Annotated in this window: 6 protein-coding genes; 5 read left to right on the top strand and 1 reads right to left on the bottom strand. The window is 35.8% G+C overall.

Features of this window, described 5'->3' with window-relative positions:
• Window positions 1-70: 70 nt before the first annotated feature.
• Window positions 71-670, bottom strand: a complete 600-nt coding sequence (locus GJV77_RS02665) for a ribonuclease HII (protein WP_155034808.1) — start codon at window positions 668-670, stop codon at window positions 71-73.
• 356 nt (window positions 671-1,026) lie between these two features.
• On the opposite strand from GJV77_RS02665, the gene GJV77_RS02660 reads away from it, so the two are divergent.
• The 5 genes from GJV77_RS02660 to GJV77_RS02640 all read left to right on the top strand — a co-directional run bounded on the left by GJV77_RS02660 (window position 1,027) and on the right by GJV77_RS02640 (window position 14,003).
• Window positions 1,027-4,068: a SusC/RagA family TonB-linked outer membrane protein gene (locus GJV77_RS02660; protein ID WP_155034807.1), complete on the top strand. Its 3,042-nt coding sequence runs from the start codon at window positions 1,027-1,029 to the stop codon at window positions 4,066-4,068.
• A gap of 6 nt (window positions 4,069-4,074) precedes the next feature.
• Window positions 4,075-5,571, top strand: coding sequence for a RagB/SusD family nutrient uptake outer membrane protein (locus GJV77_RS02655; RefSeq protein WP_155034806.1), 1,497 nt, complete (start codon window positions 4,075-4,077; stop codon window positions 5,569-5,571).
• Between the two features lie 342 nt (window positions 5,572-5,913).
• Complete coding sequence (locus GJV77_RS02650) at window positions 5,914-8,976, top strand: SusC/RagA family TonB-linked outer membrane protein (protein WP_155034805.1); 3,063 nt, start codon at window positions 5,914-5,916, stop codon at window positions 8,974-8,976.
• 5 nt (window positions 8,977-8,981) lie between these two features.
• Entirely contained in the window at window positions 8,982-10,460 is a 1,479-nt protein-coding gene (locus tag GJV77_RS02645) for a RagB/SusD family nutrient uptake outer membrane protein (RefSeq protein WP_155034804.1), read from the top strand.
• A 312-nt stretch (window positions 10,461-10,772) separates the two neighbouring features.
• Window positions 10,773-14,003: a SusC/RagA family TonB-linked outer membrane protein gene (locus tag GJV77_RS02640; RefSeq protein WP_155034803.1), complete on the top strand. Its 3,231-nt coding sequence runs from the start codon at window positions 10,773-10,775 to the stop codon at window positions 14,001-14,003.
• Window positions 14,004-14,007 lie beyond the last annotated feature (4 nt).

Raw genomic sequence — 14,007 nt, 5'->3', positions numbered from 1 at the left:
ACCCTGATACTATTTTAGGACTTTTTCAGTGCCCTCCGTTATGGTGTCTTTTTTTGTATTGATGATGAGGTTATAAGTCTAAAGATAATTGGTCTGGTAGCAATTTGAATGATTTGCGGTGGTATTTACACGGTCCGTGTTTTAGTATCGCTTCCCGGTGTTCTTTTGTAGGATAACCTTTGTTTTTTTTCCAATTATACATAGGGAACTCTTCGTGAATTTTATTCATATAATCGTCTCTATAGGTTTTTGCCAGTATAGAGGCTGCAGCTAGGCTAAGATATTTCATGTCTCCTTTGACGATACACTGAAAGGCAAGATCGGGTATTGGCGTGAATCTGTTGCCATCAATGATTAAGAACTCAGGCTTTGGGTCTAATGCTAATACGGATTCTTGCATAGCAAGGATGGAAGCGTGTAAGATGTTTATTTCTTCTATTTTGTCTTCGTATATATGGGTTACTTTATAGGTTAGGGCTTTTTCTTCGATTAGTTCCCTAAGTGAGTAACGCAGCTTTTCAGTTATCTTTTTAGAGTCATTGACAAATTCGTTTTCAAAGTCTTCTGGTAATATTACAGCGGCAGCTGTGACTGGACCGGCTATACAGCCTCTTCCGGCTTCATCTGTTCCAGCTTCTAGCGAAAACCCTGAGTAATTCTTTAATAACATGTAATAGTTGTTTGTGGCAAATATATTAAGAGAAAATGTAATCTATGGTTTTTCTTAGGTTAGTGTGTTGTTAAAATTAAGTTTTGTTTAAGGGGATTTCTAGGAGTGTTAGTAGGTTAGTAGTTAATATTTGAGATGTTTTTTTTCAATCCATTTAGAAAAATTACAAAATGCGATTGCTTTATTCTTTCTAATAATAGTCTAATGTTAGGTAATGGTTAATAAATTGTGTTTTTTTTGGTTTTTCTTTGTAAAATATAAGGCTTGTGTTTTGGTTTTGATGTTAATAAATACGGGGGGTGACGAGTTTTTAGAATACTTTTTTAAGTTTGTGAACTAACTAATTCAATTTAATAATGATATCAAAGTTTAAATGGACTATAGTACTTGTTATGGTGCTATTTGTGCAAGTTTCTATTGCGCAGGTCAAGACATTGACAGGGGTTGTTTCTGAAGGAGGAATGACATTACCTGGAGTGTCTGTTATTATTAAAGGAACTCAAGAAGGTACACAGACTGATTTAGACGGGAAATATTCTCTTCAGGTTAAACCAGGCGATGTATTAGAGTTTTCTTTTATCGGAATGGAAAGCTTAACTTACAAAGTAGGTGCCGCTGCTACTCATAATGTTGAAATGTCTTATGGTGAGGAAATGTTAGAGGAGGTTGTAGTAATGGCTTATGGTCAAGTAAAAACAAAAAATGAAGTGACAGGTAACGCTGTAGCTATCAAAGGAGATGCTGTAACAGCTACTCCGATGGCTTCTGCAGATCAGGCTTTACAAGGACGTGTAGCAGGTCTTCAAATGTCTGCTTCTTCAGGTGCTCCTGGGGCGAAACAAAATATTCGTATTCGTGGACGTAACTCAATGACTGCGACGAATGAACCATTATACGTAATCGATGGTGTGCCAATGTATGATGCTGATTTTTCAGGTTCTTCTAGTTCTACTTCATTATCTTTATTAGCGACAATTAACCCTGCTGATATTGAGTCGATGACTGTATTAAAAGATGCTGGTGCAACTGCTGTATATGGTGCAAGAGGTACTAATGGGGTTATCTTAATTACAACTAAAAAAGGAAAAGCGGGTGTTACTAAATTCAACTTCAGTACACGTGTAGGTTTCCAAAATAATGCTGTAAAAGGACCACGTCTATTGTCTTCTACAGAAAAAGAAGAGTTGTTCTTAGATGGCTTATATAATACGTATGGTACAAAGTATAACTTTGATCGTAGTGGAGCGGCTGATTTTGCTTATGCTAATTTTTACGGAAAAGGTAACTATGGTAGCTGGGTTGATAATGGGCGTCAAAACCACGATTGGAGTGAGTATGTAAAGAATGCTGATGCTCCATTGACAAGTATTAATTTTTCTGCTACTGGTGGTGGAGAGCGTCATAACTTCTACGCTTCTTTATCACACGATAAGATCGAAAGTACAGTTATTGGATCTGATTTTAGACGTATTGGAGCTTCGTTGTCTTTGATGCAAAAGATATCTGATAAAGTGGACTTTAATACAAGTATTAAAGTTACGAACACAAAGCAAAATGGTACTTCTGAGAATGGGGCTTATTTCTCGAATCCAAACTATACACGTTTGGTAATGAATCCATGGAATCCATTGTATAACAATGACGGGTCTTATTATTTACCAAACTCTGGATACCACAACGTTGTTTATACTGTAAATAACAATACTAAAATAAACGATGTTACACGTGTAATTAATTCAAATTCGCTTAGCTATGCTATAACGGACAACTTGAAGTTTACTTCTACTTTGGGAATTGATTATACGATGGCAGAGTACATTGGGTATAATAACCCTATTCACGGAGATGGTAGAAATTTCCAAGGTACTGCTGATCGATATGTTAGAAAAAACTTTACGTATATCGCACAGAACGGATTAGATTATAAATTCTATTTAGGAGACTCTCATCGTTTTGATGCTAAAGTTTTAGTAGAATATCAAAAAGCTAAGCGTGATTTCTTGCAAGGGAGTGGTCAGGTTGTCTTAGATGGATTTACTTCACTTGGGGCTGCTGCTGCTAATAAGGATAATGCATTTATGTATGAAGATGATGCTAACTTAGGTTATGTAGGTATCTTAAACTATAATTATCAAAATAGATTCTTAGTAGACTTAACTGGAAGACGTGAATCTTCATCTAAGTTTACTGATAGAAATGGGGTGTTTTACTCTGTAGGTGGTGCATGGAATGTACATATGGAAAATTGGATGTTAGAACAACAAACAATTTCTACATTAAAGTTAAGAGGTTCTTACGGTACGAATGGTAACTCACAGATCGGGCCAAATAAATATGTGCAACAGTTAGATATTGTTACTTACGACGGTGAAGCAGGTTTAATACCAACTCAATTAGGTGGACCTATTGGGTGGGAAAAACAAAAGAAACTTGATGTAGGTATTGATTTAGGTTTTTTTAATGATCGAATTAATTTTGGTGTAGCTTATTTCCAAAGTAAAACATCTGATTTATTATACAACCGCTCATTGTCTAAGTTATCTGGATTCTCAAATCAAATGATGAATATGGGATCACTTGATAACCGCGGTATAGAGGTTGAGTTCAATTCTCAAATCGTTCGTACAGATGATTTCGATTTATCTATAGGGGCTAACTTAGGTACAGTAAGAAACCGAATCACAGAGATGCCTGTAGTCGATGGAGAACAGCTAGAAGTTAGAGGTTCGTATACTGCTAATATCACGGGTCATGCTGTGGGTGAATGGTATATGCCAGAGTGGGCAGGTGTTGATCCACAAACAGGACAAGCTATGTGGTATAATTTAGACGGTACAAAAACGACAGTTTACAATGCTGAAGCACAATCGAAATTTCACGGAGCTAGTGCGTTACCTAAATATACAGGTGGAGCTAATTTAGATGTGAGATATAAAGGTTTATTTTTAAACGCTATGTTAACTTTTGCTGGCGGACATAAAGTATATGAGCAATATGCTTTCAAAACAGCAGGTATAACTTCTGTATTAGTAACGTCAAATGCGTCTGCTGAGATGTTAGACAGATGGCAAAAACCAGGTGATATAACTGATGTACCAATGGCTCAATACGCTGCTACGGGTGGTAATAAAAACTTTACTAGACCATCAACTAGATTCTTACACGACGGTGATTATGTTCGTCTTAGAAACTTAACGTTAGGGTACAACTTCAATAACGACATAACGCGTACACTGGGAGTTGATGCTTTATCAATGTCGTTTATTGGTACGAACTTATGGACTTGGGTGAAGGATAAAGGATTGTTATACGATCCAGAGGTTTCTCCAAACGGAATGTTGAGTGTAACTACACCTCCAGTAAAATCTTTAGTATTCTCTGTTAACGTTAAGTTTTAATTCATTATGAAAAAAATTATATTTTCTATATTGTCTATGGTCTTGCTTTCAGGAGGTTTAGCTTCTTGTAGTGATGATCGATTAGACGCTACATTAGATTCAGGACGTGATAATACGGAGCGTCCGATCGAATCAGAAAGAGATTTGCGTGCTGTATTGACAGGAGCGTATAGTCGTATGGTTCAGTATAACTATTATGGACGTGATATAATCATCTTTGGTGAGGTACGTTCTGATAATGCTTATGCTGAAGCAGGATTCTCAAACAGATTTCAGATTGTATCGCAGTTTAATATGAATGCGAATACAATATACCCATCAGATTCTTGGGAGCAAATTTTGAGAGTTGTAAGTTCTGCTAACTTAGCGATTTCTTCAAACGTTACGATTGGTGATCCAGTTAATATTAATCACAGTAAAGGAGAGGCATATGCCGTTAGAGCTTTAGCACATTTTGATTTATTGAGATTATTTGGTGAGCAAAACGTAAAAGGACGTGCTTTAGACGGTAGAGGGGTTCCTTATATGCTTAATTTTGCTGATCTTGATAAGAATAATTATGCCCGTAAAACAGTAGGTGAAGTACGCGATTTAATCTATGCTGATTTGGTTTCTGCGTTAGAATTAATGAATGATGGTGAGCAAAACAAGAAGCGTTTGACTAGAGAGGCAGTTTTAGGGCTAAAATCAAGAATAGCTTTATTCTTTAGTGCTTATGATCAAAATGATTTACAGATAGCTAAGGAAGCTGCCGAACAAGCAATGGCGGTAGGATTCTCATCAGTAGTATCAAGAGGTGGATATGTTGATTCATTCAAAGCAGAAGAGCCTCAAGTTAATACAGTGTTTGAATTGTATCAAGACAATGTTGTGAATGCTGGAAATAATTCAATTAACAATATCTACTCTTATGAAGGCTATGGTGATGTTGTTGGGTTAGAAGCGAATTTAGTAGCGTTATTTGACGATGCTAAGGATATTCGCTCGAGTGCTAAGATGCAAGGCTATAAGTATATCCGATCAAAAGATGGTGAGTATAAGTTTGTGAATAACCAATACGTTCTAATTGCAGAAGGTGAAGAGGTTGAAGCAAGTAAGCGCTATACAACTGAGTATTATAGAAACTTTGGTAAATACACAAGTAGATCATCGAATGTTAAGGTAATGCGTTTTGAAGAGATTGTGTTTAACTATATTGAAGCTGCAATAGCTTTATCTCCAAATGATGCTAAAGCAATCACTTTGTTTAATGAGTTGATGGCAGAGCGTTATGAAGGATATGCTCCAGTATCGACTTTATCTTTAGAGCAAGTGCTTGTAGAGCGCCGTAAAGAGTTTGTTTTTGAAGGGCTTCGTTTTGACGATATGATGCGTCATAAAATGGATGTGCCAGAGACACCAATGGTAAAAGATGGAGTTGCTTTTGGAAGTTATAAATTGGCTTTCCCAATTCCTCAGAATGAAATCAATGATAGTCAGATCGAACAAAATGATGTAAACTAGTCAGTTGGTTATAATAAAAAAGAGAGAGCTACAACGCAAGTTGTAGCTCTCTCTTTTTTATTATAACCTTGTGTTTGCTGAGTTTTTAGAGGCTAGTGTTTGTTTTTTGTTGTAGTTTTTTACTTTTTAACACCGTTCTTATATTTTAAGGATTATTGCTGTTTTACGTTTTTATTAAGGTCTTTTTTATGTTATAAAAGTTGATGTTTTATAGTTTTTTAATAGTAATAGCGTATTTTTCTTAGTAGGTTAATTGGTTGTTGTTGTTAATTTTTGTCATTTATGTAATTTTTAGCACGGTTTTTTCTTGTACAGAAATCACAAAACTAATTCAATTTAAATATGAGATCAAAGTACAATTGGCTTTTGAGCATCTTACTTGTATTTATAGTACAAGTAGGATACGCTCAAGAGAAAACTCTAAGCGGAGTTGTACAGGAAGGCGGTCTAACGCTTCCTGGAGTATCTGTTGTGATTGAGGGAACTCAGTTTGGAACACAAACAGATTTAGACGGAAAGTACTCTTTAAAAGTAAAACAAGGACAAACACTTGTTTTTTCTTTTATTGGAATGCAAGATGTAAAGTACAAAGTCGGAGCAGCAACTACTTATAATGTAGATATGGCTGCAGATGGTGAGCAGCTAGAAGAGGTAGTTGTTTTGGCTTATGGACAAAGTAAGGCAAAAAATGAGATCACAGGAAACGTAGTTGCTGTAAAAGGAGATGTTATTGGTAAGACTCCGGTTGCATCAGTAGATCAAGCACTACAAGGACGTGTGGCTGGTCTTCAAATAGCTTCTACTTCAGGTTCGCCAGGTGCGGTACAGAATATTCGTATTCGTGGACGCAACTCTATGTCTGCAACGAATGAGCCATTGTACGTTGTTGATGGTATGCCAATTATTACCGATAATATGTCTGGAGCAGTAGATAGCAATGGTAATGCTACAGGGACAAGTTTATCTGCATTAGCAGGTATCAACAGTGATGATATTGAAACGATGACTGTGTTGAAAGATGCGGCAGCTACTGCAGCTTATGGTGCTCGTGGTGGTAATGGGGTAATCTTGATTACAACAAAAAAAGGTAAGAGAGGAGAACCAGCTTATACGTTCAAATCAACTGTAGGTTTTCAAAACTTTGCTCGAAAAGGCCCTCAATTTCTAAGTGGAGAACAAAAGAAGGAACTTTGGTTAGAAGCGAATATTAATACATATGGGGAGGAATACAACTTAGACAGAAATAATGTTTGGGATTGGTATGTAGGACCAGATGGTTACGGAAACGATGCATTAGCAAGATGGGTAAATAATGGTTCGATTGAGAATGATTGGAGAAAGGCAGTTAAGAATAAAGATGCTTTAATGACATCAATTAGTTTTGGTGTTAATGGCGGTGATGAGAAAGGTACCTATTACGCTAGTTTGGGACATGATAAATACGAAGGTGTAGTTATTGGTTCTGACTTTAGAAAAATCACTGGGTCATTTAATATGACGCGTAACTTGAACGAAAAACTAGATATTACAATTGGAGCAAATGTTTCAAATATAGCTCAAAATGGTATTATGGAGGGAGGAGCATATTTCTCTAATCCAAATTTAACTGGAATGTTTATGAGTCCTTGGACAGCTATCTATAATGAAGATGGTACACCAAACTTAAATACATCTGCAGGATTACATAATACTTTATATACAAGTGCAAATAATACAACATTAAACGATATTACGCGTGTGATATCAAGTAATGCATTAGGATATAAGATTTTAGATAACTTAAAGTTTGAGTCTAATATTGGTTTAGACTATACTTTAGCAAATTTCAGATTATATTATAATCCTATCCATGGTGATGGACGTGCTTATGGAGGGTCAGCTTCACAAGATGAAAAAAGAATCTTTAACTACGTATGGCAAAACTCGTTAGACTATCGTTTTTATTTAGGAGAGTCTCATCGTTTTAACGTAAAAGCAGTTACAGAGTATCAAAAGAATAAATTCAATAGTCTTGAAGGACGTGGAGAAGTATTGCCTCCAGGTATGACGGGATTAGGAACAGCAGCTGCAAATTATACTACTTATTCTTCTTACTATGATTGGGCACAGTTCAGTTATTTTGGAATGTTGAACTATGACTATCAAAATAGATATTTGTTGGACGTTACATTCCGTAGAGAAGGTTCTTCACGTTTTTCAGAAGATCAACGCTGGGGTAGTTTTTATGCAGTAGGTGGAGCTTGGAATATTAGCTCAGAAACGTTTATGCAAAATGCAATGGCCATAAACCTGTTGAGATTAAGAGGATCTTATGGTACTACAGGTAACTCATCGATTAATCCAAATATGTACATGCAACTTTTAAATGCAGGTGCTTATAACAATGAATCAGCTATTGTGGCTTACCAATATGGAGGACCATTGGGATGGGAAAAACAAGAGAAGTTCGACTTAGGTTTAGAATTTGGATTGTTTGACAATCGCTTGAGTGGTAGTTTTACTTATTTCCAAGGAAAAAGTAAAGACTTGTTGTACTCTCGTCCATTGTCAATGACTTCTGGTTATACTTCTCAGTGGACAAATATCGGAGACATGAAGAACACAGGTATTGAAGCTGAGTTAAACGTAGATGTTGTTAGAAGCAAAGACTTCAATTGGTCTGTTGGGGCTAATGTTGGTACAGTTAAGAATGTAGTAACAAAAATGCCAATTGTCGATGGAGAACCATTACAAGTAATAGGCGGATATAATGCTACAATGGAAGGGAAAGCGTACGGTACTTGGTATTTAAAAGAGTATGCAGGAGTTGATGCACAAACAGGTAATGCGCTATGGTATAAAGCAGATGGAACTACTACAGCTAATTATAATGAAGCAGAGCGTAGATTCCAAGATACAAGTGCCTTGCCAAAAGTAACAGGAGGGTTTAATACGCATGTAGATTACAAAGGATTTTACTTAGATGCACTATTCTCTTTTGCATTGGGATATTCAGTATATGACGGTTGGGCATCTTATACAAATACAGTTAATTCTCGTTCATTGTACACCTATAATGGAACAACCGATTTAATGGATAGATGGCAAAACCCAGGAGATATTACAGATGTTCCAAAAGTATCAACAGGAGGTAATGCATCATATACTTCACCAAGTACGAGATGGTTGTATTCAGGAGATCATATTCGTTTAAGACAATTGACTTTTGGGTATAATTTGAATAAACAAGCTACTCGTTTTGTAGGTGTTGATGCTGTAAATTTTTCAGTGTCAGCGATGAATCCACTAACATGGGTTAAGGACAGTCGTTTGAAATGGGATCCTGAGGTTGATGCAACTGGATATGTTGAAATGGCAACTCCGCCATTGAAATCAGTTGTATTTACGTTAAACGTTAAATTTTAAGAGCAATGAGAAAAGTATTAAGAATATTGACAATTGTTGGTTTTTTAGGGTTAGGGACAATGACGTTTACTTCATGCTCTCTTGATTCTGAACAATCAAACTATATAGATGGGAATGAGCCTATAACTTCGACAGAAAAATTGATAGCATCATTGAATGGAGCTTATGCACGAATGACTAGTTCAACGTATTACGGAAGAGATATTATTGTTTTTTCGGAAGCTCGTGCTCCGTATGCATATTCATCAGATCGTACGGGAAGATTTGGTAATGTATCAGCTTTTGCATTGCAAACCACTCATTCTTACGCCAAAGATACTTGGTTGCAAATTTATCGCACTATTACGAATGCGAATAAAGTTATCGAAGCAGCTTTAGAAACAAGTGAAAAGAATAATTACTATAAAGGACAAGCTTACGTAATACGCGCTTTAGCTCATTACGACCTAGTGCGTATTTACGGAGAGCAATATGTAAATGGAGAAGGATTAGCGGCTTTAGGTGTTCCTTATAAAACACTATCGCATAGTGCAGATGAATCAATCAAGCGAATGACTGTTCGTGAAAATATGGAAGCTATTTATGCGGACTTAGAGCAAGGTATTGCGTATCTAAAAGCAGGAAAAGAAGCTGGATTAGAAGGTAATAGTCTAGTTAAAGCAAAGATTAATTATGCGGCGGCATTAGGATTGCAATCTAGAATTGCTCTTTTCTTTTCTCAGTTTGACGAGAGTCAATTAGAATTGGTGGTTGCAGCAGCTGAACAAGCGATAGAAGCGAGAGGTAATGTTGTAGTTTTGCCACGTGCTGGATATATCGATGGATATAAAACAGATGGAATTATGACGAACTCGTTGTTTGAATTAGCACAGTCTGGTACGGATAATCAGTTTACTAATAGTTTGCAATATATATACAGTATTGGTAGTAACGGTGGATATGGAGATGTTCAATGGTTGCCTGCAACAGTAGAGGCAGTGTTTGATCCTGCTGATGGAAATGATATTCGCGCAAAAGTAATAACAGTAGATGGTGTAAATGATACAAAGGCCTTGCGCAATACAGGTAAATATGTAGTACGCTCTTCTAATATTCGTATGCTACGTATCGAAGAGGTGATGTTGAATTATGTAGAAGCTACTTTAGAAGGAGCAGGAAATGGTGATATGGGCCAAGCATTAGACTATATGAATCAAATTGTTGGAAGCCGTGTAGTGACCATTAAGGATGGAGTTGAAACTCCAAAGCAGTTTACTTCAATAAAAAAGAAGGATCTTCAAGATTTGCGTATGAAAGAAATGATGTTTGAAGGTTTTGGTTTTGAAGATGCGATGCGTTGGAGAAAAGGTATTTCAAATCCAAAGATTACCGATAATGATGATTTAGGTGAATCTATTGAGTTTGGAAATCCATTGTTAGCCTTCCCTATACCAGAAGCAGAGATTAATGTTTCGAAAATTCAACAGAATCAAGCTTATAAATAGGATAACTTTATTAATGTATAGAAAGCCACCCAATATCGGGTGGCTTTTTTTATTAGGTGTTATAGAATAATTAAGGTTGTGTAAAGATAAATTAACTTTAACATTAAGTATTGATAGTTTTATGTGTTTATATTTTATTGAGTTTATTTACGTAAATAATGTTAATTAAATTAGTTATTATATTGTATTTTGGTAATTGTTAGTGTTTTTGTTAGTTGTTAGTTTGTGTTAAGGAAGTGTTTTGTAAATAGTGGTTAAAAATTGTGTAAATATTTTGTTAGATTTGTTGCACTAACTAATCAATATTTTAAGATGAGATCAAAGTACAATTGGTTTTTGACTGTTTTACTTGTGTTATTGGTGCAAGTAGGATATGCTCAAGAGAAAACTCTTACGGGAGTTGTACAGGAAGGTGGCTTAACGCTTCCTGGGGTATCCGTTGTGATTGAGGGGACTCAATTCGGTACACAAACGGATTTAGACGGAAAGTATTCGATTAAAGTAAAACAAGGACAAACACTTGTTTTCTCTTTTATCGGAATGCAGGATGTTAAATATAAAGTAGGTGCAGCTGCATCACATAATGTGACTATGGCTGCAGATGAGAGTAACTTGTTAGATGAAGTTATTGTCGTAGGATATGGTACTGCAACGAAAGATGCATTTACAGGGTCGGTTTCACAAGTAGATTCAAAACAAATTGAAAAGAAAAGTGTTTCTAACGCAGTAGCAGCTCTATCTGGAGAGGCAGCTGGTGTACGTGTAATCAGTACAAGTGGACAACCGGGTTCAGAGCCAACAGTACGTATTAGAGGATTTGGTTCTGTAAATGGTAACAGAAGTCCTTTATATATTGTAGATGGTGTTCCTTATTTAGGTAATATTAGTTCAATTAACCCATCTGATATTGAAAGTATGAACGTGTTAAAAGATGCAACTGCAACTGCTATCTATGGTTCTCGTGGAGCAAATGGTGTTGTTATTATTAATACGAAATCTGGTAAAGGAAGTGACTCTTTTATTCAAGTAGAAGCAAAAACAGGTGTTAACTGGAGAGCTTTACCTAGATATAGTACGATTAAATCTCCTGAAGAGTATATTGCGTATTCACATGAAGGATTACGTAATTATGGAAAAATAAAAGGAGGCTTTACTGATGAGCAGGCACGTGCTTGGGCTGATAAAAATCTTTTCAATGGAGATTATGGTATCAATGCTAATTACAATATGTGGAATGTAGCAAATGGTGCTGAATTAATTGATCCTGCTACAGGTCAAGTTCGTCAAGGAGTAACACGTAAGTATAATCCTGAGAATTGGGAAGATCATGCTTTTCAATCGTCAAATCGTACAGAAGCTAGTTTGACAATGGGAGGTTCTGCAGATAAGACTTCTTATTATACATCTATGGGATACTTAAAAGATGAGGGGTATTCAGTGAATTCAGATTACGAAAGAATGACAGCTCGTTTGAATTTGCAACATAAGCCTAAAGACTGGTTAACTGCTAAGATGAATGTTGGGTATACATTCTCACAAAGTAATAATGGTGGACAGACTTCTGATTCAGGAAGTGTATTCTGGTTTACAGATAATATTCCTTCAATATATCCTTTATTCTTACGCGATGAAAATGGTAAAAAGGTTAAAGATGTTTATGGAGGTTACGAGTATGACTATGGTCGTGGACGTGGTTTTGGTGCTTTAACAAATGCTATAGGTGATGTACACTATGGTAAAGATAAGTCAAGAAAGCACGATGTTGTTGTAAATGCTAACTTTGTTGTAGATTTATACGATGGATTGACATTCGAAACAAATATTGGAGGTCAATACTATAACAATGTAAGAGATCGTATATCTAATAGATATTATGGGTCTGCAGCAACTATGGGAGGTTCTATTTATAAAGTAACGACTGAATTGTTTACATACAACTGGACAAAAATGTTACGTTATAAAAATGTATTTGGAGCTCATGGTTTAGAAGTATTAGCAGCTCATGAGAATAGTACTTATGAAGCAAAGTATAATATGATCAGTAAAAATGACTTGGCTGATCCAGATAGCACAGACTTGAATAATGGTGCAAAATCAACACCTCCTGGAGGATATTCGAATGAGTATAATATTGAGAGTTATTTTGCACAGGTAAATTATGATTACGCAGGTAAATATTTCTTGTCTGGTACAGTTAGACGTGATGGTTCTTCTCGTTTTAGAGATAATAAATGGGGTACATTTGGCTCAGTAGGTCTATCATGGGTAGCTAGTAGAGAAGATTTTATGTTAAAACAAGACTTGATTTCTCATTTAAAATTAAAAGCGAGTTATGGTCTAACAGGAGATCAGTCTTCTTATGCTAGTATTAATGGTGTAAATCAAAGTGCTTATTATCCTGGGGAAAATTTATGGGAAGTATCTACTTATGGAGGTAGTTTAGCGATTTACGAAATCTTTGTGGGTAACCCTGCGTTGACATGGGAGAAATCTAAAATGTTTCAAGTAGGGGCTGATATTAGTTTGAAGAGATTCTTAGATGTATCGGTTGATTATTATTTGAAAAATACTGATGACCTTATTTTCTCAAGAAAAGTTGGTCCTTCGGCTGGATATGATGCATTAACTGTAAATGATGGTCAATTGAGAAATCAAGGTTTAGAGTTTAATGTTACTGCACATTTATTGCAAAAAGAAGATGCTTTCATTGATTTATCAGTTAATGGTGAGTATTTAAAGAATGAATTGAAAAAAATGCCTATCGATCCGTCAACTGGAATTGAAAAAGTGATTGATATTAGTGGTATATACGGGCGTTCAGTAGGTCATTCTATTGGGGATTTTTATATGAGAGAATGGGCAGGAGTTGATTCTCAAACTGGTCAAGCACAATGGTATACTTATACTTATACTGATGCTGCAGGTAATACTAAGCACGTAGGGTCTTTAGTTGATTTCTTAGACCAAAACCCTGAAATGGCAGATAAATTAACGAAAGAGACAACTTATAATTATGCAGATGCAACTTTACAATATGTTGGTAAGTCGGCAATTCCTAAGTTAAGAGGAGGTATTAACCTTAACGCAGGATATAAAGGTTGGGAATTTTCTATCCAAGCATTATATAGCTTAGGTGGTTACGCTTATGACTATACTTACGCTGGGTTAATGGGGAATAGACAAGTGGGAAGTAATAACTGGCATACTGACATCGCAAATCGTTGGCAGAAACCAGGAGATGTAACAGATGTACCTCGTATATCTAGTAATGCTGATGTAAATACAAATGGAACTTCAACTAGATTCTTAACAAAATCAGATTATTTAAGTATTAATAATATTCGTTTAGGATATAATCTACCTAAGACATTTATTGATCAATTAGGATTGTCATCTGTTAGTTTTTATGTTTCTGGAGATAATTTATTCTTGTTTACAAAACGCGATGGATTTAATCCTGCAATTTCTGAGTTTGGATCATCGAGTACGTATAATTATACTCCAATTACTACTGTTACAGGAGGTGTTAAAGTTAAATTTTAATGAA

Origin of the sequence: Myroides pelagicus (genome assembly GCF_009711055.1) — a bacterium.
Classification (GTDB): Bacteria; Bacteroidota; Bacteroidia; order Flavobacteriales; family Flavobacteriaceae; genus Flavobacterium; species Flavobacterium pelagicum.
Note: the sequence above shows the minus strand (reverse complement) of the source record. Positions and strands in the feature narration are given on the sequence as shown.

Bases quoted from the DNA above. Each gene is read 5' to 3' on its own strand.
- GJV77_RS02660 (WP_155034807.1), top strand. From the start codon at position 1,027: ATGATATCAAAGTTTAAATGGACTATAGTACTTGTTATGGTGCTATTT.
- GJV77_RS02640 (WP_155034803.1), top strand. From the start codon at position 10,773: ATGAGATCAAAGTACAATTGGTTTTTGACTGTTTTACTTGTGTTATTG.
- GJV77_RS02650 (WP_155034805.1), top strand. From the start codon at position 5,914: ATGAGATCAAAGTACAATTGGCTTTTGAGCATCTTACTTGTATTTATA.
- GJV77_RS02655 (WP_155034806.1), top strand. From the start codon at position 4,075: ATGAAAAAAATTATATTTTCTATATTGTCTATGGTCTTGCTTTCAGGA.
- GJV77_RS02665 (WP_155034808.1), bottom strand. From the start codon at position 670: ATGTTATTAAAGAATTACTCAGGGTTTTCGCTAGAAGCTGGAACAGAT.
- GJV77_RS02645 (WP_155034804.1), top strand. From the start codon at position 8,982: ATGAGAAAAGTATTAAGAATATTGACAATTGTTGGTTTTTTAGGGTTA.